Genomic DNA, 22,197 nt, shown 5'->3' with positions numbered 1-22,197 from the left:
TCTGAGCCGCGCAGCGAGCGTTGGTTGCGCGTCGGCGCTGGAGCTTGCCGTGGATTGAAGTTCGGACTGCGGGTTCATCTGCGCCCCCCGCTTCGTTGCAGCAAGACGCGCAGCGACAGCACCGCAATCAGGATCACGCCTTGCATGCCCACCTGCCAGTCCGGCGAGATGTTGAGGAAGGCAAGAAACGATGCGGCCACGGTGAGCGTGATAGCGCCCAGCACGGCTCCCCAAACGGAGACCCGTCCGCCGACAAACTCGCCGCCACCAAGTATCACCGAAGCGATCGACAGCAGCGTGTAGCGCAGTGCGAGGTTCGGGTCCGCGGAAGTCGTCAGGCCGAGCAATGACAGGCCGGAGCACACCCCGAAGAAGCCAGCGACGCCGTACAGGATGGCGCGGCTCTTGACCATCGACCAGCCAAACCGGCTCATCGCCCGAGGATTGCCGCCAGCACCCCGCACCCGCACGCCTGCCGACGAACGCATCAATAACAGATGCCCCACCAGCGCGATCACGACCGACCATACTATCGGCGCGGCAATCAGCGGCGTTTGATACGTCATCAGGCTGCCAAGCCATTGGGGGCTGCTGCCACCGGGCGAAGGCAACAGTAACACCGCGAGTCCCGTCCACACGAACGACAGGCCGAGCGTGACCACAATCGATGGAATCTGGCGGAATTCGATCAACGCGCCGATCGCCGCATACGCCAGCACGCAACCTATCAGCGCTACGATGCCGAGCCACGGCTCGCGCACGCACAAGGTCGCGCCAATGCACGCGGTCAGGCTGACGAACGCGCCGATCGACAGATCAAGATCGTTCACGGTAATGACGGCCAGTTGCGCGAGCGTCGCAAAGACGATCGGCACGGCAAGATTGAGCAGCAGTCCCAAGCCGAAGTAACTGAACGTCGCCGGCTGCAGGATAAAGATAGGCACCAGAATCACCACCAGTGAAAACACCGGCAGCAGCGCCCTTAGCCGTGCATTTCGGACGTTGCGGACATTGAGCCCTGTCGCGACGGAAGGCGTCATGCGGCTTGCTCCTCGAAGCTGGCTGCGAGGAGTACCTCTTCGGTGCATTCGTCCGCGTGCAGCACGCGCGTGACGCGGCCAGAACGAAACACATAGGCGCGATCGCAGTATGCGAGTTCGTCGTTCTCCGTGGTGTACCAGATAAATGTGCGTCCGTTCGACGCCTCGCCGCGTACGAGTTCGTAGATGTCGCGCTTGGTGCCGATGTCGACGCCGCGAGTCGGATCGTCCATCAGGATCAGGTCCGCGTCGGAGGCCAGCGCGCGTGCGAACAGCACCTTCTGCTGGTTGCCGCCCGAGAGCGACAGGATGCCTGCACGGGTCGCGGCGCCGCGAATGCCGATCTTCGCGCGCCAGTCCTGCACCAGCTTGCGTACGCCGTCGGCATCGACCAGCCAGCGCTTGCGCAGACCGTTCGACGCACCATACAGAGAGCGGATCGCGAGGTTCTCGCTGATCGACCAGAGTGGGAATACACCGTCGTCAGCACGATCGCCGGCCACAAACGCCACGCGCGTCGCTGCTCCTCGGCGGGTGGAGTCGCGATAGATGGCGAGCAACGCTTCGGTTTGGCCCTGCCCTGCGAGGCCCGCAAAGCAGACAATCTCGCCGCGTGCCGCGTTGATCGTCGAGCGCTTTACTGCCGTGGGCCCAACCTGCCACATGAAATCCGCGGCATTGACATTGCCCTGCGCGCGACCGGCCTTTTGAGTTTGACGCCCGACATCGACGTGCTGCCCCATCGCACGCACAATCGCATCCTGAGTCAACGCATCGCGCGGCAACACCGCGGCCGCCATGCCATCGCGCATCACCAGCACGCGGTCCGCGACGCGTTCGATCTCGCCAAGCATGTGGCTAATCAGAATACAGGTGATGCCACGGCTCGCCGCCTCACGGATAAAAACCAGCAGCTGTCCGGCGGTATGCGCATCGAGGCTGGACGTCGGCTCATCGAGAATGACCAGCTTCACCGGCGCAACCACCACCGTAAAAGCTCGAGCGATCTCGACCATCTGACGTTGTGTTAGCGTCAGGTCCGCGACCAGTTCATGCCCCTTCAGACCATGGCCCGGAAAAATCGCGTCAAGCTGTTCGACCATCAATGCGGTTGCTTTCTTGCGCCAGCCGCGTCCTTTGAGTTGCGGATGCAGGATGCACATGTTCTCCGCGATCGACAGGTTGGCGCACAGGGAGAGCTCCTGGAACACGCAACGCACCCCTGCTTCGCGTGCCACGTTAGCGTCGTAGTGGCTGACGGGCAGGCCCGCCACCGAGAGCGTGCCGTGATCCGGCGCGTACACGCCCGCGAGCACCGCCATCAGCGTGGACTTGCCCGCGCCGTTATGACCGGCGACGCCGACGCATTCGCCGTTCCGGAACGCAAAGTCAATGCCGCTCAGCGCCTTGACCTGGCCGAACGTCTTGCCGATACCGGCAAGACCGATCAGTACCTCGCCAGATACGCCGCCGGGCGAGCCCGATGATTCACCGAATGAAACCGTCATAGATCCCTTCGTTGTGCCGACGACGGCCAGCGGCGACCTCACGCATCGCCGCTGGCCTGTTGCCTTATTTCGAGTCGACGACCTTGAGCACTTCGTCGCGCGTGTATTCCTTGTTGGCAAGCTGGCCCGGCGGCGTTTTGGCGAGCACCGAGTCGAGCTCGTCCGCTTTCACCTCGAGCAGCGGCATCTGGATATCGTGCGGCAGCTTTTTACCCGCCAGCAATTGCTGGGTGATCCAGAAAGCAAACGTCGAGCAACCCGGCGGGATGGTGACCGACAGCGTCTCGTAACTGCCCTTCTTGCGTTGCCCGGCCCACCACGCCAGCTCTTCCTGACGATTGCCAAGAATGATGATCGGCGTCGGACGGTTAGCCTCGGCGAACGCCTTCGCCGTGCCAAAGCCGTCGCCACCCTGGTCCACGACACCGTCGATTTTGGGCAGCGTCGGCAAGATACCGGCTACCTGCTTTTGCGCAACCGTCTGGGTCCAATCGCCATGCACGGAGCCCACGATCTTCAGCCCTGGGTACTTCTTCAGCTCGTCGACGATACCCTGATGGATTTCGTCATCCACGGAAACGCCGGCAAGACCGCGGATCTCGAGCAGATTGCCGGTGCCGTTCAGGCGTTTCGCCATATAGTCGACCTGCATCGAACCGAGTTTGCGAAAATCGACCGTGATGCGATAAGCGCAGGGCTCAGAGGCGATGCCATCGAACGACACCACCGTCACCCCTGCGCCGCAGGCCTGCTTGATGACGCCATTGAGCGCGGTGGGCGACACGGCATCCACCGCAATGCCTTTGAAGCCCTGCAGGATCAGGTTCTGCATTTGCTGCACCTGCTCCGTGGCCTGATTCTCCGCGGTCGTGAACGTCGGCGCGGCGGCGACCACCTTCTGCTTGACGGCGGCATCGGCGACATTCGACCAGCTCTTGAGCATCGCCTGACGCCAACTGTTGCCCGCGTAGTTGTTCGAGAGCGCGATTTTCAGCGACGAGGTATCGCCGCTCGCTGCCTGTGCACTGGCTGTATTGGTAACGCTGACGCAAACCACGGCGGCAAGAATGCCGCAGGCCACTTTCGATCTCACGTGATGTCTCCGTTTTGGAATTGTAAAGAAGCAGATCTGAGGCACTTGGGACGAGCGGTAGCCGCGGGCACCGTCCGCTCCCCGCCAAGTCTAGTACGAGGGAAGACGTTATCCAATTGCGTATTCCGCGCAACCGATTCCTGCTGGTTATCGATCCGACAACGTAAACCCTTATCGAAACCGCTCATTGTTCTATGCCTGCAGCGCCGAGCGCAGCGCTTCGAGAAAACGCAGATACGCTGTCGCGCCTGGATCGGCATGCCCGATGCTGCGCTCCTGCACCCATGCGGCGCGCCCCTTCTTCGATTGCTGGCTTGCCGTCGCCGTTACCTGCTCCTGCGATTTCGCAATCATCGCGTCGAGCAAGGCATCGGTGGAGCCGGATGTGGCTTCGAGCGTATCGAGGCTAGGCACGAGCGCGTCGAGTACGGTCTTGTCGCCCACCTGGCTTTTGCCGCGTTCGATAATCCGGGCTGCCACCGCACGCCCGATCGCGAGTGCATCGGCTTTATCGATCGCGTCCTTGCCTGTCACCGCCTTCGATGCAGCGAGCAGGCCGCCGCCGATCAGCGCCGCGAACGTCGACGGGTTCGCTGTCGAAAATGCCTTTCCCGACGCAAGCAAAAGTTCGGATACCGATGCTGTTTCGGGCAATGTGCCAATCGCCTTGACGACCGCGGCCGATCCGGATTGCACGGTGATGCCGAGATCACCGTCGCCAAGTGCGGCATCAAGCTCCCGCAACTCTTCGGCGTGAGTGGGTAACGCAGTAAGCGTACGCGTGAGCAAGTCACGCAGTTCAATGCAGGAAAGACTCATGACGTTCCCCTCTTTCAGCTTTGCGACCAGTCATGAAAGAAAGGTGAGCGCGCAGGCGCGGCGAGCAGCGCTTCAAGCTCGTCGTCGACCAGCATGATCGTGATCGAAGCACCGGCCATTTCCAGGCTCGTCACATACTCGCCCACATACGAGCGTGCAATCGTCAAACCCTGCTCTGCGATGAGCGCGGCCGAACGTCGATAGAGCAGATACAACTCTTCGAGCGGCGTGGCGCCAAGCCCGTTGATCAGCACTGCTACACGCGAACCCTTGGGCGCCGCGAGATCGCGCAAGATTTCTCCGGTAAGCCGCGTAGCGATTTCATCCGCCGTTTCCAGCTTGCCGCGATGCGTGCCCGGCTCGCCGTGGATGCCAATGCCAATCTCCATCTCGCCTTCGGGCAGCGTGAAGGTCGGCTTGCCGGCTGCGGGCAGAATGGTCGGCGACAAACCCACGCCCATCGTGCGGCACTGGTTGTTCGCCTTCGCCGCGATGCGCGCCACTTCCTCTAGCGAATCGCCGCGCTCCGCCGCTGCGCCCGCACACTTGAAGACGAATACCATGCCCGCCACACCGCGCCGGTCAGCGCTACGTTCGCTGGGCGCGGACGCTACGTCGTCGGTCAGCAATACGGTCTTTACATCGATGCCGTCCGGCTCCGCAAGATCTGCTGCCAGATCGAAGTTAAAGACGTCACCGCCATAATTGCCGTACACATAGAGCACGCCGGCGCCGCCGTTCACTGCTTTGGTCGCTTCATAAATCTGCTCGGATGACGGCGATGAAAACACGTTGCCCACCGCCACACCGCTGCACAGCCCCTCGCCCACATAGCCGAGGAAGCCCGGCATGTGTCCCGATCCGCCGCCTGTCACGATGCCCACGCGGCCCTGCTTTGGCGCATCGGCGCGCACGAGCGCGCGGCGGTCGGCCGTTGCTGCCTTGATCCAGCCCGGATGTGCGATCAACAGCGACTCGATGATTTCATCGACGAACTGATCGGGCTGGTTGATGATCTTTCTCATGCGTGTCTCCTGAATGAGGTTAGTTCTTGCGGCGCTGACTGAGCGCGTCGAGCATGACGGCAGCGAAGATAACGCCGCCCTGAATGAATTGTGTCCAGAATGGATTGACGCCGAGCAGCGACAGACCGACGTTGATCACGCCGATCAGTACCACGCCAATGAACGTGCCCACGATCGAGCCGCGCCCGCCCGCAAGCGACGTACCGCCGATCACCACACCGGCGATCACCTGCAATTCGAGTCCGTTCGCCGCCGACGGCAAGGCCGAATTCAACCGCCCTGCGAGCACGATGCCCGCGATGGCCGCTGTCACGCCTGCGAGCGTGTACGTGAGAAAAATCACGCGGCCTACCGGAATGCCCGCGAGCCGCGCGGCTTCCTTGTTACCGCCGACCGCGAACACCTGATGTCCAAACGTGGTCTTGCGCAACAGCACGTGACCGACGATAAACACCACCAGCATCACGAGCATCGGCGCTGGAAGGCCTGCTACGCTCTTCGCGCCGAACGCGGTGAACGAATTGGGAAAATCGAACTTCGTGCGGCCATCGGAGATGGCGAGCGTGAGACCGCGCGCCATTGCCATCATCGCCAGCGTGACAATGAATGGCACGAGCCTGAACCACGACACCGAGAAGCCATTCAGCGCACCCACGATCGCACCGACCGCCAGCGCCACCCCGAGTCCGCCGATCCCGAGCCCGACGTTCCCCGCCGCCGAGCCGGCCATGACGGTTGCAGCCACCATGCCGCTCAGCGCCACGAGCGATCCGACCGAGAGGTCGATGCCCGACGTGATGATCACGAAAGTAGCGCCGACTGCCGCAATGCCGACCACCGAGACCTGCACCATGACGTTGGTCAGCGTGCTGGTGGTCAGGAATTCCGGCGATGCGATCGAGAGCACCACACAGATCAGCACGAGCGCCGCGAAGAGCGGCCCGATGCCGCTGCGCAGTTGCCGGATGAGGCGCTGCGAGAACGCCTCCGAATCCGCCTGTTTGGTTGTCGTGGACGTCATGCCCCTACTCCTGTCGTAGCCCATTGAATCACCGTTTCCGAATCCGCCTTGTCGCGAGCAATTTCCGTGACGATGCTGCCCCGGTACATCACCAGCACACGGTCCGACATGCCGAGCAGCTCCGGCAGTTCAGAGCTGACCATGATTACCGCCGCGCCCGCCCGCGCCATGGAAACCATGTGCGCATAGATCTCCGATTTCGCGCCCACGTCGATACCGCGCGTGGGCTCGTCGAGCATGATGACGGCCGGATTCGTGGCGGTCGCACGCCCGAGAATGACCTTCTGCTGATTGCCGCCCGAGAGGTTGCCAGTGATCTGCATGACCGACGGCGCACGCACGCCGAAGCGCGTGCTTGCCTCCTGCGCGAGTGCACGCTTGCGGGCATTGCTGACGAAACCGCCTGTGGCAAGCGCCTTCAGGCTCGATAGAGCAACGTTCTCTTCGATGCTCGCTTCCAGCACGAGGCCTTCGAGTTTGCGATCCTCAGCGGTGTAGACAAGGCCGTGTTGCACGCCGTCGCTAGGCGATTTGATGTTGACCTTCTGGCCGCGCACGACGATTTCGCCTTGCGTCACCGGCAACGCGCCAAAGATCGCCTTCAGCAATTCGGTGCGCCCTGCCCCTGCGATGCCCGCAATGCCGAGGATCTCGCCCGCTCGCACACTGAGCGAGGCGTGCCGCACGATGGGCGGGCTCGCCAGATCGCGCACCTCCAGCACAACCGGGCCATATTCGCGCGGCTCCCACGGATAGAACGATTCGAGGTTGCGCGCGACCATCGCCTGGACAAGCTCCTGCTCGGTCCATTGCGACATCGGACGCGAACTGACGGTGACGCCGTCACGCATGACGACCGCCGAGTCCGCCAGTTCGAACACTTCTTCCAGGTGGTGCGAAATAAAAATGATGCCCATGCCCGCTGCACGCAGACGGCGCACAACGGCATAGAGGTTCGCGATATCGCCACGTTGCAATGCGGCGGTAGGCTCATCCATCACAAGGATGCGCGCCTCGCGCGCGACTGCTTTCGCGACTTCCACGAGTTGCCGCTTGTTGAGCGGCAGATCGCCAAGGCGCATTGACGGCGACACGCTCTCGAGCCCGACTTGCGCAAGCGCCTTGCGCGCATCGTCATTCGCTTCGCGGCGCTTCACGAAGCCGCCTTGCGACGGCATGCGCCCGAGGAACAGGTTTTCCGCCACGGTCATGTCGTTGACCAGCGAAAGCTCCTGGTAAATCACCGCAACACCCGCGTCGATAGCAGCGTGCGTCCCGCGCCCAAGCGGCACGCCGTTGATCGCGATGCTTCCCTCATCAGGCTCGTACGCACCCGACAACGTCTTGATCAGCGACGACTTGCCCGCGCCGTTCTCGCCGACAATCGCCATCACGTGACCGGCTTCCAGCGTCAAGCTCACGCCGCGCAAGGCCTTCACGCCCGGAAAACTCTTGACGATGCCTTCCATGCGCAACAGCGGCGCATGACCGCCCGGCGTGGCGGCGAGCCCGCCGCCTGCCACCTCCGGCACATTCGTTTCGGCACTCATGTTCGATTCTCGTCTGGCTTGAAGCATGCGGCGCGCAATGCGGGCGCGCATGTTCGCATTTACAGATTACTGGCTGACCTGCAGCGACCAGAGGCCGTACTTCTTGGTTTCATCGGAGTCGATATTCGACTTGTCGATCAGCAGCGTCGGCCACGCGTAGTTCGCCGGCACGTCCTTCTTCGCTTCGTAGTCCGTGATGAAGCTCAGCGCCTTGGCCGCCATTTCGATCGGGTTCTGCGAGATCGTGGCGTCCTGCTTGCCTGCGCGAATCGCCGACAAGGCCTGCGCCGTGCCGTCCGCGCCGATCACCATGATGTGATCCTTGTCGCCGAGCGGCTTGTAGCGGTTCGCGTTGTCGATCGCCTTTTCCGCACCTACCGTGTTGTCGTCGTTCGCACCGAACACAGCGTCGATCTGCGGGAATTTCTGCAGAATGTCCGTCATGGCATTAAGCGACTTCTCCTGGTCAAACGCGCCTTCCTGGCGTGCCACGATCTTGATGTCCGGATACTTCGCCATCTCGTCGGAGAAGCCTTTCTCGCGATCCGTTGCGGCAGTCGTGCCGACAAGGCCGATCAGGTCGACTACATTGCCCTTCGGCGAGCCGTAACGCGCCTTCAGTTGATCCGCGATCCACTTCGCGCCTGTCGCGCCGAGGGCCACGTTATCCGACGCCACGAACGAGGTCACCTTGCCGCCGTCCGAGCCGCGATCGAGCATGAACACGGGAATACCCATGCTATTGGCTTTTTCTACGGCCGGAATGATTGCCTTCGAGTCGATCGGGTTCAGCACGAGTGCATTCACGCCCTGGCTCAGTAGGTTGATCGCGTCATTGACCTGCTGCTGTGCGTCGCCGTTCGCGTTGGTCTGTACGAGGTCGAAGCCCTGATCTTTGGAGCCCTTCTCCACACCCAGCTTCAGGCCGACGAAGAACGCGTTGTTGAGCGTGGACACCGAGAAACCGATCTTCGTCTTGCCACCCGCTGCGGGTGCCGCACTTGCCACTGCCGGTGCGCTTGCGCCCGCGTCGCTCGCCGCCGTGCCCGAAGACGACGGCGATTCGCTCTTCGAACAGCCTGCCAGCACTGTAGCCGCACACAGGACCACCGTTCCCGCCGTGGCGCCGAGCTTGCCCCATGCATCGAATCTTCCTGAATTCCAAGCCATGTCTGTCTCCGTTTTTCACGTTATTAAGGCGGTTTTGCTACGCGTTGCAGATGTAGCGTGCGATGCAACGATCAGTTCTACTGCGTCCTCTTCGGACCATAACTTCTGAACTTCTCTACGACGATCTGCATCTCTTCGTCGGGTAGCACGGGCGGCGTACCAAGCTGGCAAGCCAGCAGGTACTGCTTCGCCAGCACTTCGACCTCATGCGCGAGCCACAGCGCACGCGCAAGATCGGGGCCCAGCGCGATCACGCCATGATGCGCAAGCAGACAGGCGCTGCGTCCTTGCAGGGCGGCGACGGCATGATCGGAGAGCGCTTGGCTGCCGAAGGTCGCATACGGTGCGCAGCGAATGGAGTTGCCGCCAGCCGCTGCGACCATGTAGTGATGAGCGGGAATATCGCGGCCGTGAATGGCAATCGCGGTGGCTGCTGCCGAATGCGTGTGAACGATCGCATTCGCGTCCGGCCGCGAGTGCAATATGTCTCGATGAAAGCGCCACTCCGACGAGGGTCTGGCCTGATCGAGCACCGGCGACGGTTCCTTGATGTCCATCGGCAACCATACAATCCCGCTTGCCCGCAACTGCGCGGCCGGAACACCGCTTGGCGTGATCAGAAAGCCGTCGAGCCAGCGCGCGCTCACATTGCCGGAGGTCCCCTGGTTGATGCCCAAGCGCTCCATTTCGCGCACGGTAACGACGATCTGTTCGCGCAAAGCGTTTTCGCTCATGCCGCGTCTCCTTCCATGGCGAACAGCGTTGCAAGGTTTCGCGCAAAGGGCGCCTTCACGATGCCGCGCTCCGTGATAAAGCCGGTCAACAGCTCGTGCGGCGTCACATCGAATGCGGGATTGCTAACCTTCATATTGGCTGGTGCGATACGCTGACCATAGAGGTGCGTGACTTCATCGTCACGGCGTTGTTCAATCACGATGGCGTCGCCCGTTGCCGTGTGCAGGTCCAGCGTGGAGGACGGACAGGCCACGTAGAACGGGATGTCGAAATGCCGCGAGACGATCGCCAGCGCCAGCGTGCCGATCTTGTTGGCGAAATCGCCGTTAGCCGCAACACGATCCGTCCCGACGATCACCACGTCAACGAGTCCGCGCGCCATGAGCGAGGCCGCCATGCTGTCGGTGATCAGCGTCACGTCTACACCAGCCTGCTGCAACTCATAGGCGGTGAGGCGGGCGCCTTGCAACAGAGGGCGGGTCTCGTCGGCGTAGACGCGGAATTTCGTACCTGCGGCGTGCGCCATGTAGATCGGAGCGGTTGCCGTGCCCAGGCCAGTCGTGGCGAGCGCCCCCGCATTGCAGTGGGTCAACACCCCGCAACCTTCGGTGATCAGCGGCAAGCCGTGTTCGCCGATGCCTTCGCACAGCGCGCGGTCTTCGTCGTGGATTGCGACGGCTTCATCGATCAATACGCGTAGCAGCGATGCCGTTTCGCTCGCAGGCGACGCCTGCGCCGCCTGAAGCATGCGTCTGAGGCTCCAGCTAAGATTGACCGCCGTGGGCCGCGCGCTGTCGAGATACGCCGCCTGCTTCGCCAGTTGCGCGCGGAACTCGGCTATTGGCAGATGCAGACTCGCGCGCATCGCCACGCACAATCCGTACGCTGCAGCGACGCCAATAGCCGGTGCACCGCGCACCCGCAGCTCGTGAATGGCGCGCCAGACTTCCTCGGCTGTCGTCAGTTTTTCAACGACGGTTTCATGCGGCAAACGCGTTTGATCGAGGATCGACAAGCCGTCGTTTTCCCATGCGATGGTCGCGGGAAGGTTAGAAATGGACGGCGTGGAAACCATGTGTGCTCCGTAGGCATCACGGGTTGAAAGGGAATGGGCGCGGGTCATGAGGCAGATCCAATCTCCCGCGCAAGACCAATGACGTCTTCTACACCTGTCAGCGAGGCGCGTTGGATTAGCAGCGTTTCCGCACACTGCAGGCAGCGCACTTCGATCGCGGCTCGGGCAATATCATCAGGAATACGCGTGATCTCTGCCACTTTTGCCATGCCGACAATGCGCCGGATCATCTTGCATCCTGCAAAGCCGAGCGTGTCCGCAAAGAGTTGTTGCATGAAGCGCGCCCTGAACGCATCGGCGCATACGCGACTCGGGTCGTTGCCGATGAAATGCGTCTTGCTGCGCCCTTCGTGATCGCGCCAAAGCGCCTGAAATTTTGCCGAGAAACCTGACCAGATGTCGCGCACCTGATCGAGCAACCACGCCTGATACGGTTCCGGCGATGCGCCGTTGACGCGGCCATGCCAGTCGCGCGAGAAATAGGCCAGCAGCAGGTTGGCAATGATCGCGCCGACGTCGAACGCCATAGGTCCGTAGAAAGCGAACTCGGGATCGATCACGTAGGTCTCGTCTTCATTGACCATGATCGAACCGGTGTGCAGGTCGCCGTGAATCAGCGTCTCGGCATGGTTCATGAATGCCCACTTCATCTCGCCAACCGCGGTGCGCAATTCGGGCGTGTACCGCAACCGGTCAATGGCCGCGCGTGGCAACGCCGCGCTATAGACGTTCGAAGAATGGTCCTCGAACGGATACGTAAATACGAGATCTTCAGTGATCCTGCATAGTTCGCTATTGACCGCAGCGGCCATGGCCTGCTTCTTGATGTCGGGCGCGAGAAAAAGATCCGAGCCGAAAAACAGCGTATTGGCGAGAAACGTGGAGAGATGGTCGGCGAGCTTTGGATACAGCACGCCATTCATTAACCCCTGGCGCAGAATGCAATGCGACGACAGTCGCTGCATCACCATCAGGAAGAGCTCGCTGTCGGCATGGTAGACCTTCGGCACGTGCTCCGGGCATAGCGCACCGAAGCGCCGGAGCGCTGCAACCTCGCGCTCGAGCCGCTCGCGCGTGAGCGGCCAGGTCTTGCCTACAAGCCGTAGAAACGGCGGGGCCTGCTTGACCACCACGCTCTTTGCCGGCGTCCTCGCATTGCTCGCGAAGTAGACGTAGTTCAGATTGCCGTCGCCGACTTCGGCAATATCCAGCTCAGCCGGCTCGCCGAGCAGCTTGTGTAGAACAGGAATGCCTCGCAGATACGCCGACAGCTCGGACGCATTCAACGCCTCAAATTCCATAGTGCCTCCTCCGCGATCGACCCAACCGCGCGCCCGCTATCAGTGACGCTTGCGTACCAGGTCGAACTTGAAGATGCTCGTGTTGTAATAGTCGTTGCTATAGCAAAGCGGCTCGCCGCTTTGATCAAAATCCACTTCGTCCAGCAACAGGAACAACCCAAAGCCGTCGCCCAGTTCGGGCAGATCGCGCGGTGTCAGGATGGTCGGCTGGATCGATGAATGCGTATGCGAGAGTCGCCTCCCGGTACGGTAGAACATGGCAAACAGCGATTCGCCTAGCTCGCCGTTCGCGGCATCGAACACCTGCTTCGGGACGATGTCGATGCAGTACGCCGCCACGGCATCATCAGCCCTTCTGACCCGCTCGATCCGTACACACGGATCACCCGGTTTCAGTCCCAGCTTTTCGGCCAGACTTTCCGATGCCTCGATGTGCTCAATCTGCAGACGACTGGTGGACGGCACCGCGCCGACGCTCTTGATCATATCGGTCACAGACATCAGATCATCGAGACCGCCCTGCAATTTCAACGAAACTTGTCTGATGAAGGTACCTCGACCCTGCACACGCGAAAGCAGCCCGTGCGAGATCATCTGCGCCACGGCTTCACGCAAGCTCGAGCGTCCCACGCCCAGCAATTCGCAAAGCTCGATCTCCGTAGGGATCTGATCGCCCGGTTTCAGGCCCTTCTCGCGAATCATCGCAAGAAGCGAGTCCTGAATCTTGTCGCTCATCGATCGTTCTACGCTCAGGCGCATACGCAGGCCCATCCGTTGTTCTTTGTTAAAGAATACATCAGACGTCTGATGTTTTTCTCAGGATTTACCCTGGCTGATGCAGCCAGGGCGCGTCGGCAAGCCGGCCTTCAATGAACTCCTTGAGCAGTCTGACCCGTTCCGGCAAATGCGGCCGGTACGGCGCAATCCACTGAACGTCGGAGTCCAGCTTCGCGTAATCACGCAACACGTGAGTCAGGCTCCCGCTCTGAATGTGTGCGTAGACATCCCAGTACGGACGAAGCGCGATGCCTGCCCCACTCAGTGCCCAGTCACGCAACGCCTCGCCGTTGTTGCTGGAAAGTGGGCCCGAAACGCGCACGTCGATGGTCGACTCCTCGGCGCCCGGCGGCGATACACGATTCAGGCGCCACACGTACGATGGCATGTCGCGCTCGAGCATCAACAGGCACGTATGGCGCGAAAGATCAGCGGGCGTCTGCGGCATGCCCGCACGCTGCAGATAGTCGGGCGCCGCGACAATCACACGGTTGTTCTGCGCCAGGGTGTGGATGATCCATTGCGTGGACAGGGGGCGCCACAGCCACACCGCAGCATCGAAACCCTCCGCCTGGAGATCGGGCAACGTGTTCCGGAGATGCAGTTCGATCCGGACGGATGGATACAGGCGCGAAAATGCGTCGATGACCGGTGCCATCCACTGTCGGCCAAAGCCAACGTTACACGCCAGCTTGATCAGACCTACCGGCGTGGTGCTGAAATCCGCAATGCGGGCCTCAAGGCTTTCAAACCCTGCAACCAGTTGCATGGCCTGCTCGCAATAGAGATCGCCTTCAGGCGTGGGCACGACGCTACGGGTGGTCCTCCTGAAGAGACGCACGGCCAGTTGAGCTTCAATCTGCGCAAGCCGCTTGGTGATGGCTGCGCCGCTCACCCCCAAACGCCGCGCCGCGCCGATCAGACTGCCCGTTTCCCGCACCGCCAGCACCAGCATCAGGTCCGCTCGCTCCAGCATTCCTAACCTCAGGTAAATAAAGAAGTGAGCCATTATGGTATTGCAAGATCGCAATGAGGCGCCAAGAATGCATTGATGCAGCGGCGATGAATACGGCGTCGCAACAAAGTGCTGCACGGCGCGCCTAATGATGCGCAAAGCCACTATAAAGACGGAGACAAACATGGAACTCAGCTTGCCGTCAGCGCTGCGAAGTAACTACGCGATCATGGCGAGAATCGACCGGTTGCCGAGGTCGCGTCATCTGATGAAGATCGTCGCGCGAATTGCTGCGGGCGGCTGGTTCGAATTCTTCGAACTGTTTATGCCGGGCTTTATTTCGTTGGGTCTGGTGCGCTCCGGCATCTATACGATCGCCAACAAGGGCTTGCTGGATGTTCATAGCTTTGCCAGCTTTCTCGCTTCGTTCTTTATCGGCATGTTTCTTAGTACTGCTGCTTTCGGCGCGGTGTCCGACCGTTTTGGACGGCGCGCGGTGTTCGTGTATTCGATGATGGTCTACTCGGCTTCGCAGTTTGCGGTGGCCGTCCTCAGCGATCCGTTGCTGATCGATCTGGCGCGCTTCATAGCCGGCTTTGCCGTCGGCATGCAACTCGTGAACAACGATTGTTACGTCACGGAGCTGACTCCCCGGGCGAGCCGCGGCCGCTACATGACGACTTCGTACATCTTCGTGCTGTCGGCCATTCCAGTGGCGGCCTTGCTTGCTGCGATCCTCGTGCCGCTCGATCCGTTCGGAATCGCTGGCTGGCGGATCGTCGTGATGATCGGCTCGGCTAGCGGCATGATTGTTTTCCTGCTGCAACGCGGTTTGCCCGAATCGCCGCGCTGGCTCGAAGTCCACGGCCGGGTGGAGGAAGCGGACCGTGTGGTACGCGGGATCGAACAGGCTGTGGAAAGCGAGCGTGGCGAGCCTTTATCCGCGCCTGACCTGAGCGTGCCGGATCCGATTATCGAAAAAGGGCGATGCAGAGAAATCTTCAGCCGCTTCTATCTGCCGCGCACGATCATCGTGTCGCTGTTCCAGTTCTCGCAGACCATTGCGGTGTTCGGCTTTACCGCATTCGTGCCGGTTCTGCTCATGCATCACGGATTTTCGATCGTCCACTCGCTCAACTATTCGCTCGCGATCGTGCTGATGGCGCCGGTTGGCGCTGCCGTAGGCAGCTATTTTTCCGAACGTATCGAGCGCAAGTGGCAGCTCGTTTTATGCGCCTGTCTGATCGGCGTGGCGGGAACGTTGTTTGCCACGGGCCACAACGTGCCGCTGATTGTCTGCACGGGTGGACTGATCGCGCTGGGCAACAACTGGATGATTGCCATCTTTCACCCCTATGCGGCGGAACTCTTCCCTACGCGCATTCGTGCCCGCGCCATTGGTTTCACCTTTTGCTGGAGCCGCGTCAGTTCGGTTTTCGTCGGCTACTGGGTGGGCGATCTGATGGCCAGTTATGGTCAACGTGGCGTGTTCCTCATGATTGGCCTTGCGATGGCAGCGATCATCGTTGGTATCGGCGGGTTCGGTCCACCGACTAACGGCCGCAGCCTTGAAGAGCTTTCGCCATGAATCGTATCGATCATTAGACATCCTCATTTGAACGGAGAAAGCAGTATGAAAATAGGTATTCTGGAAGGCGACGATATTGGTCACGAGGTCGTGCCCGAGACGGTGAAAGTGATGCGAGCGGCCGCTGAGGCGACCGGTCTTGAGATCGACTGGCATCCCATTCCGATTGGCCGCAAGGCGTATGACACGCTCGGCCATACGTTGCCTCCCGGCACTCTGGAAAAACTGGAATCGCTCGACGGGTGGGTGCTCGGACCCATCGGACATATGGCTTATCCGAAAGTGCCTGAGGCAGTCAATCCGCATCCGATCTTGCGCAAGCACTTCGATCTGTTTGCGAATATCCGCCCTTCGCTTTCGTATGCCGGCATTGAGTCGCTGCATCAGAACGTCGATCTTGTCATCGTGCGGGAGAACAATGAGGGGTTTCAGCCAGACCGCAACGTTGTCGCCGGGTGCGGGGAATTTCGGCCTACTCATGATGTGACCATTTCGGTGCGCGTGATCACCCGCGCCGGGTCGTCGAAGGTGTTGCACGAGGCGTTCAAGCTGGCACGATCGAGACGCAAACAGGTCACCGTGGTTCATAAGGATACGGTTTTCAAGCTCGGCTGCGGCATGTTTGTTGAGGAGGCCAAGCGTATCGCGGCTGAGTATCCGGATGTGGTCATGAACGAAGCGATTGTCGATACGTTCGCGATGCGTCTCGTGATGACGCCGCAGAAATACGATGTAATCGTCACCACCAATATGTTTGGCGACATTCTTAGCGATGAGGCAGCGGGACTTGTTGGAGGTCTCGGTTTGGCGCCGGGGCTTTCAGCTGGGCCGCGGCATGCGATGGCTCAGGCCACGCATGGGTCGGCCCCCGACATTGCTGGTCGCGGCATTGCAAATCCGTACGCGATGGTTATGTCCGGGCAGATGCTGCTTGATTGGCTCGGGCGCAAGCATGACGTCGCCAAAGCACGCGAAGCCGCTGTGCTGATCGAGAAAGCGGTGGGCACCGTTATGCGTGAGAAGCGTTCGCTTACGGCTGATCTGGGTGGGACCAGTAAGACTCATGAGATGGGTGACGCTATTGTGCGGGCCATTGGGCAAAACTAAGTACCCGTCGACTCACTCAAGACGATCGCGGCCAACCCGATGGTGCTTCGCACCTGATCATCGTCGTGTTGGCCTTTTCAACCGTCAGGTTAACCGAGCGTGCGCCGTGGGGTCGCGTCCGATGACGCATACCCGCCGGCACAGTGAGCAGCTGGCCGGATTGGAGGTCGACCGATCCATCGTCGAAATCAATGGTGAGCACACCCTCAATGACGAGGAATGTTTCGTCAGAGTCGGGATGCAGGTGCCAGAAATATGGGTCGTCCATGACGCTCAAATGAACATCGTGGTCGTTCACGCTGGTCAGAACCCGATTTGAGTAGCCCTGAAGTGTGTCACCCGCGAGCGCACCAATGTCGATCGGCTCGATCATGTCGTCTCCAGTGAAGCGCCGTTGGACTAACACTGCACGGCGCAGGCGCGCCGCGCTTTCCATCGTCCCAGCATAGCCCGCGGTTGAAGCGTTCTCCAAGCCAAAAATTCTCGTGAGTATGTGAGCGGAATTGACCGGTCACGGCAGAACCAAACCGGTTGGGTTCGGTTCGATGATGGCGGAATGATCAGGTAGTCCTTGCAGCTTCGCCTATCACGGCGTTGCTTCGCATCCACTCCTCGAGCCCGCTGACCGCGATACCCCGTTGCGCGTTGAACGTGCTTTGCTGATCCCACGCTACACCGCGCCCTTCCGCAAAAACAACACGATACTTCCGCAGAGAATCACCAGGTTCCTGGACCAGTTTCCGCTTCAGTTCATCCACGCTCCAGGCACTGCGAAGGACTTCCGTGCCCATCAGTCTGTCGATCGTGTCCGCCAGTTGCCGGTAAGTCACTGTGTCGCCCGCGATGTACACCACCTGGTTGGCAATTCTCGGCTCCGAGAACACAATCTCCGTGGTCAGCGCGCCGATGTCCTCCGCCGTCGTCACCGTCACCGCGTTGTCCCAACCGCCCAATGCGTTCACAGTGTTCCGGGCCAGATCCACAACACCGAACGCTGGTTCGAACAGGAAACTCGTAAACATACCGGTCGAGACAATGACCCATTCGGTCTGCACTTGCGAGCGGAGAAGATCGCGCACGTCGAGTTGTTCGTCGAACAGATCCTGCGCGCTTCCTCTACCGATCACCTCATAGTCGACGCCGAATTGCCAGGGGAAATACCGTTTGACTCCGGCATCCAGCGCGGCTCGGGCGAGCTTGAGTTGTACACCCGGACCGCCGACAAACCCGGTGCATGAAATGACGGTATCGAACCGTCGGAAAATGGCCGCGAGCGCAGCGCCCGATTGGTCCGAAAGATCTCCTGGAACGATTTCGACGCCTAACGAGCGTAGCTCTTCCACGTCCTTCTGTTTGACGGGGTCCGTAGACTGGATGGTCGCCGGACGGAGTAGCACTGCCACGGGGATGGCGGCAGGCGCCGTTCGGCGCACCAGTGTGCGCACTACAGCCATGCCGAGCTCGCCAGCGCCTAGAACGAGAATGCCGTTGTCGTGCAACATATGCGTTACCTCTTTGAGGAAATGGAGTTGAGTAGAAGCGGAGTTCGCGGACCGGACTACGTAGCACTCGCTTTGTGCAGACTGGAGAGTCGGGCCGTCGAATGATCAGGAGTGTAGGGGCGCACAGGCGCCGCATTGTTCGCCGTGGCGGAATACAGAAAGCATCCGCGGCGAATCAGCCGGCTCTACTCGCAAGCCGGACAGACTCATTGAGCGGGAACGTCCGGCGGTGACGGTATGATGGGTGTCCCTCAAGCTGCCGGTCGCGCTTTGCTGACGACCAGACCAAACGCCGACCACGTATGGACAAACTTCTGGCAATGACCACCTTTGTACGCGTCGTCGAGGCACAGAGCTTCAGCAAGGCAGCGGAGACGTTGTCGATGCCTCGATCGTCCGTCACGACAGTCATCAAGAATCTGGAGACTCATCTTGGCACGCCGCTGCTCAGGCGCAGTACCCGAACGCTCAGCCTGACCGATGCGGGCTCGCGTTACTTCGCATCGTGCCAGGCCATTCTGTCCGACATTGCGAAAGCGGAGATCGATCTCTCCTCTGACGCAATGACCCCGCGCGGGCGTGTGCGGGCAGGTATGCCGGGGCTGATCGCCCGGGCGATCGTCTTGCCGAGGCTGCCCGAGTTCGAGAAGCGCTTTCCGGATATCGAGCTGGTGCTAGGGCTCAGCGACCGACCCGCGGACTTGATCTACGACGGCATTGATTGCGTCATCCGCACTGGCGAACTGACGGACTCGACACTGGTAGCGCGTCGGCTTGGGCAACTAGGTTGGCTGACCTGCGCGTCGCCCGGCTATCTCAGGGAGCATGGCGAGCCCGATTCGGTGAGCGCGCTAGGCGCTCACCGCATAGTCAACTACATATCGAATGCGACCGGCCGTCCGCTTGACTGGCGCTTCAAGGTCGACGGTGAAGATCTTGCGATCACGCTGCAAAGCCGTTTTTCCATCAACGAAACGGAAGCCTATTTGCAATGCGGTCTGGAAGGCCTGGGGCTGATCCAGATATCACGATTCGCAGCATCTCCCTACCTGCAAACCGGACGGCTCAAGGAAGTGCTGGCTGACGTGCGATGCACGCCGGTACCGATTTCCATTGTCTATCCACTTGGCCGGAATGCAAGCGCCGCGATCAAGGCATTTGTCGATTGGATCGTCGAGATCGCGACGACAGCTTCGTTTCAATGACGTGTAGTCCGAAGCACTATCAGGAAACGGGTGTGCGGATGATCGAAACACCCTTCTGCCTTGCGATGCCTCGTTAGTCGCCGCCTTGGTAGAGTTCGCGCATCTGCGCTGCCTGGCCATTTTTCTGAGAATCTTCCAGTTCACGCATCACTTGCTCGCGTGCAGCAACTCGATGTTCGGGAAGAGCTCCCTGAGGAGAAGCGCCAATCCGGCTCTGAAGAGCTCGTGATCATCGACGATCAGTACGCGCATTTCATCGTCTCCCACGACCGCATTCAAAGCGAGCGGCAATTACACAGCGGACGATGCTACATCTGTAGCAATCATCCGCTGTGTTCACATCGATTTCATCTGACCGGTTCAATCTTGAAGGCATCGACCGCGACACCAAGGTCTACACCCTCCCCGCTGCCGCTCAACGCCATCGACGTCGTTCCCTTCGTCAGCACCTGGGCAGTACCGCTATTCCCCACGCCGGCCGAAGCACCAGCCTGCGCATAGCTGCCGTACACATCCCTGATGCTATAGACATTGCTGATATCGCCGTGGCCGGTGACGTGGAACTTGCCGGCCGTCAGGCCGCCGCCGTGCACGCTGATCGTGACAGCGGCCTTTTGCCCATTATCGCAAGTTACTCTGCCGCGCCCTTCGGCATGTTGATAAATCGCCGACCATCCGGACATGCTGAAGGTCAGATGGCACTTCACCGGTGCACCGGCTGCCTGAGCCGAGGTGGCGGTCAAACCAGTCAGGGCACCCACGCACAGCAACGTGGCGGCAGTCGATACAAGGGTACGCTTGCTCATAGAAGTCTCCTAGCACATGAATAAACGTTATCAAGTGTAACCATCATTCGGCGTTTCGGCAGGACTTTTCAGGCAACTCAGGGCTAGGCCTAGTCAAGCCACCCCTGCCTGCAATGGGGGTGCGCAACGCTCGGCCTTGCCGCGGGAGGACCGGGGTTGCGGCGACGCCGCGTTTCAGGCAAAGTAATATTCACCGAGAAGAGGATGCCAACCGGCGCCCCACCTTAAGCGTATCAACGCGACCAATCCTCGGTTTTTGGACAGAAACAAGACATCATGGAATTTTTGAGGAACCTTCCGCAACGACCTCCGGTGCCCGCAGTAGCGGCCGGAGTTTGCTCGCGACCTCAAAATGCGCACAAGAAAGGCTAGTCGCCTGCGCCTTGCGTGAGACTGAACGATCCGGACGCCCCCTGCGGGCGTTTTTTATTTTCAGACCTATTTTTTCGCTGAATTTAAATCCGGAGCACATGATGAAATTCTCACAGCAGTTTTTCTCGAACAGCTTTTTTGAGCAAGACAACGACAGGCTTGAGCTGACCGACCTCGCTCGCAAGTCATGCCTGATCCACCAGGACGCCGCGGGACTTTACTCGTGGATGTCACTGGGATTGAGAGCCCAACGCCGCGTCGAAAGCATTGTGCGCGAGGAGATGGACCGAGCCGGGTTCTGCGAAATGCAGATGAGCCTTCTGCAGGATGCCGACCTGTGGCGGCAAAGCGGGCGGATAGACGTCTACGGCGACGAGCTGATGAGGTTGACCAACCGGACCGGCCGTCTGTTTTGTCTGGGTGCGACGTGCGAGGAACTGGCCACCAACATGGTCAAAACTCACTACAACAAGACAGACATGAGCGTGGGCCTCTATCAGTTTGGCAACAAGTACCGTGACGAGTTACGGACGCGAGGCGGATTGGCGCGGGCCAAAGAATTCATCATGAAAGACGCCTATACATTCAACGCTACGGAGGAAGGCGCACGGAAGGCGTATGAGGCCGTTCGCGAAGCATATATCCGCATCTTCCGCCGCCTGCAGCTGGACGTCGTCATAAAGTCTTCCGACAACGGGGAAATTGGCGGCCGAAGTTCGGAGGAGTTTCACGTCTTCAGTGAGCTGGGCGAGGACGAAACCGACGGACGCAAATCGCTTGAGTGTGCCCACATTTTCGACCTTGGCGACCGCTACTCGAAGGCTATGGGACTAGTCAACGCCAAAGGCGAGTTCGTCAAAATGGGCTGCTTCGGAGTGGGTATCTCGCGTCTGGCAATGCTCCTGCTCAACCGTCAGCGCGACGAGCGAGGATTCTGGGGCAGCGAGTCGTTCAATACTTTCGACGTCGTGCTGACGGTCATCGATTGGGACCGCCAGGCGCACCAGGAGGCAGCCGAGGCAATGCGGCGCGATCTGCAGGCGAGAGGACTGAGCGTGCTCGTGGATGACCGCCAGGCGCAAGCTGGCAAAAAGCTCGCCGACGCTGAGCTGATCGCGTGCCGGCAACGCGTGGTAATCGGCAAAAACGCAATCGCCTCCGGCCGCTTCGAGTGGATGAACCGACGAACGATGGCGCGCGCAACCGCGACGGCGGGAGAAGTCGCGGATCTCTGCGCGAGACAGCTCTAGCAACACGAGCCGCGAATCGCTACCAACGTCGCTTCCATGAACCGGCGGAAGTCCTCGTGCACCAATCGCGAGATAAACAATCCGTCGGGCAAACTCCTCGGGCGAAACTTATATTCCCAACGTATGTGCGTGCCCCGGTCGCTTCCTGAGAAGCGAAAATCCGAAAGCGCGTAGGTGACGTATCGACCCGTATCGTTCGTGAGACTCCATATCTTGAACAGAGTCGGCACTCCATCTTCCCTACAATAGCAAGGGAAGTGCTTACGAAAATTCCAATAAAAACTTACAGTAATTACCC

General features: G+C 60.3%; 20 protein-coding genes. 4 read left to right on the top strand and 16 right to left on the bottom strand.

Translation table 11 applies throughout. The annotated features are described in order from the left end of the window. Positions 1 to 74 precede the first annotated feature (74 nt). From BUS06_RS29990 to BUS06_RS29930, 13 genes are all read right to left on the bottom strand, one after another. On the bottom strand, positions 75 to 1,040 hold the full coding sequence (locus BUS06_RS29990) for an ABC transporter permease (protein WP_074267971.1): 966 nt from the start codon (positions 1,038 to 1,040) through the stop codon (positions 75 to 77). Continuing rightward, complete coding sequence (locus BUS06_RS29985; protein WP_074267970.1) at positions 1,037 to 2,548, bottom strand: ATP-binding cassette domain-containing protein; 1,512 nt, start codon at positions 2,546 to 2,548, stop codon at positions 1,037 to 1,039. The genes BUS06_RS29990 and BUS06_RS29985 overlap by 4 nt, the downstream gene beginning before the upstream one ends. 64 nt (positions 2,549 to 2,612) lie before the next feature. Then, positions 2,613 to 3,629 (bottom strand): ABC transporter substrate-binding protein, encoded by a 1,017-nt coding sequence (locus tag BUS06_RS29980; protein WP_074269366.1) that lies wholly within the window; start codon positions 3,627 to 3,629, stop codon positions 2,613 to 2,615. A gap of 204 nt (positions 3,630 to 3,833) precedes the next feature. Next, positions 3,834 to 4,460 (bottom strand): DAK2 domain-containing protein, encoded by a 627-nt coding sequence (locus BUS06_RS29975; protein ID WP_074267969.1) that lies wholly within the window; start codon positions 4,458 to 4,460, stop codon positions 3,834 to 3,836. A gap of 14 nt (positions 4,461 to 4,474) precedes the next feature. Further along, entirely contained in the window at positions 4,475 to 5,485 is a 1,011-nt protein-coding gene (locus BUS06_RS29970; protein ID WP_074267968.1) for a dihydroxyacetone kinase subunit DhaK, read from the bottom strand. A gap of 19 nt (positions 5,486 to 5,504) precedes the next feature. Next, on the bottom strand, positions 5,505 to 6,506 hold the full coding sequence (locus BUS06_RS29965) for an ABC transporter permease (RefSeq protein WP_074267967.1): 1,002 nt from the start codon (positions 6,504 to 6,506) through the stop codon (positions 5,505 to 5,507). Continuing rightward, the gene (locus BUS06_RS29960; RefSeq protein WP_438803570.1) at positions 6,503 to 7,975 is read right to left on the bottom strand and encodes a sugar ABC transporter ATP-binding protein; all 1,473 of its coding nucleotides are present in this window, start codon (positions 7,973 to 7,975) and stop codon (positions 6,503 to 6,505) included. The genes BUS06_RS29965 and BUS06_RS29960 overlap by 4 nt, the downstream gene beginning before the upstream one ends. Before the next feature lie 147 nt (positions 7,976 to 8,122). Beyond that, positions 8,123 to 9,226, bottom strand: a complete 1,104-nt coding sequence (locus BUS06_RS29955) for a sugar ABC transporter substrate-binding protein (RefSeq protein WP_074267966.1) — start codon at positions 9,224 to 9,226, stop codon at positions 8,123 to 8,125. 77 nt (positions 9,227 to 9,303) lie between these two features. Beyond that, positions 9,304 to 9,960: an L-fuculose-phosphate aldolase gene (locus tag BUS06_RS29950; RefSeq protein WP_074267965.1), complete on the bottom strand. Its 657-nt coding sequence runs from the start codon at positions 9,958 to 9,960 to the stop codon at positions 9,304 to 9,306. Then, on the bottom strand, positions 9,957 to 11,036 hold the full coding sequence (mtnA, locus tag BUS06_RS29945) for an S-methyl-5-thioribose-1-phosphate isomerase (protein ID WP_074267964.1): 1,080 nt from the start codon (positions 11,034 to 11,036) through the stop codon (positions 9,957 to 9,959). The genes BUS06_RS29950 and mtnA overlap by 4 nt, the downstream gene beginning before the upstream one ends. Positions 11,037 to 11,080: 44 nt before the next feature. Next, positions 11,081 to 12,337, bottom strand: a complete 1,257-nt coding sequence (gene mtnK, locus BUS06_RS29940; protein WP_074267963.1) for an S-methyl-5-thioribose kinase — start codon at positions 12,335 to 12,337, stop codon at positions 11,081 to 11,083. Between the two features lie 39 nt (positions 12,338 to 12,376). Beyond that, on the bottom strand, positions 12,377 to 13,072 hold the full coding sequence (locus BUS06_RS29935; protein ID WP_254368998.1) for a GntR family transcriptional regulator: 696 nt from the start codon (positions 13,070 to 13,072) through the stop codon (positions 12,377 to 12,379). 88 nt (positions 13,073 to 13,160) lie between these two features. Beyond that, positions 13,161 to 14,090 carry a LysR family transcriptional regulator gene (locus BUS06_RS29930; RefSeq protein ID WP_167379448.1) on the bottom strand — a complete coding sequence of 310 codons (930 nt, stop codon included), beginning with the start codon at positions 14,088 to 14,090 and terminating at the stop codon, positions 13,161 to 13,163. 163 nt (positions 14,091 to 14,253) lie between these two features. Between BUS06_RS29930 and BUS06_RS29925 the strand changes: the two genes are divergently transcribed. Further along, positions 14,254 to 15,657: an MFS transporter gene (locus BUS06_RS29925; protein WP_074267962.1), complete on the top strand. Its 1,404-nt coding sequence runs from the start codon at positions 14,254 to 14,256 to the stop codon at positions 15,655 to 15,657. A 45-nt stretch (positions 15,658 to 15,702) separates the two neighbouring features. Beyond that, complete coding sequence (locus tag BUS06_RS29920; protein WP_074267961.1) at positions 15,703 to 16,764, top strand: isocitrate/isopropylmalate dehydrogenase family protein; 1,062 nt, start codon at positions 15,703 to 15,705, stop codon at positions 16,762 to 16,764. A 16-nt stretch (positions 16,765 to 16,780) separates the two neighbouring features. On the opposite strand, the gene BUS06_RS29915 is transcribed toward BUS06_RS29920, so the two are convergent. Together BUS06_RS29915 and BUS06_RS29910 are read right to left on the bottom strand one after the other, a co-directional pair. Continuing rightward, the gene (locus BUS06_RS29915; protein WP_074267960.1) at positions 16,781 to 17,137 is read right to left on the bottom strand and encodes a cupin domain-containing protein; all 357 of its coding nucleotides are present in this window, start codon (positions 17,135 to 17,137) and stop codon (positions 16,781 to 16,783) included. A gap of 187 nt (positions 17,138 to 17,324) precedes the next feature. Then, a complete protein-coding gene (locus tag BUS06_RS29910; protein WP_074267959.1) occupies positions 17,325 to 18,266 on the bottom strand; it encodes an aromatic alcohol reductase in 942 nt (313 codons plus the stop codon). A gap of 302 nt (positions 18,267 to 18,568) precedes the next feature. On the opposite strand from BUS06_RS29910, the gene BUS06_RS29905 reads away from it, so the two are divergent. Further along, complete coding sequence (locus BUS06_RS29905) at positions 18,569 to 19,471, top strand: LysR family transcriptional regulator (protein WP_074267958.1); 903 nt, start codon at positions 18,569 to 18,571, stop codon at positions 19,469 to 19,471. A 347-nt stretch (positions 19,472 to 19,818) separates the two neighbouring features. Here the strand turns inward: BUS06_RS29905 and BUS06_RS29900 are convergent, their stop codons facing one another. After that, positions 19,819 to 20,277, bottom strand: a complete 459-nt coding sequence (locus BUS06_RS29900; protein ID WP_074267957.1) for a hypothetical protein — start codon at positions 20,275 to 20,277, stop codon at positions 19,819 to 19,821. Positions 20,278 to 20,660: 383 nt separating this feature from the next. Between BUS06_RS29900 and BUS06_RS29895 the strand changes: the two genes are divergently transcribed. Continuing rightward, on the top strand, positions 20,661 to 21,899 hold the full coding sequence (locus BUS06_RS29895; protein ID WP_254368997.1) for an aminoacyl--tRNA ligase-related protein: 1,239 nt from the start codon (positions 20,661 to 20,663) through the stop codon (positions 21,897 to 21,899). Positions 21,900 to 22,197: the final 298 nt, after the last annotated feature.

Source organism: Paraburkholderia phenazinium (assembly GCF_900141745.1).
GTDB classification, from domain to species: domain Bacteria; phylum Pseudomonadota; class Gammaproteobacteria; order Burkholderiales; family Burkholderiaceae; genus Paraburkholderia; species Paraburkholderia phenazinium_B.
The sequence above is the reverse complement of the archived record's forward strand: the minus strand, read 5'-3'. Positions and strand labels throughout refer to the sequence as shown.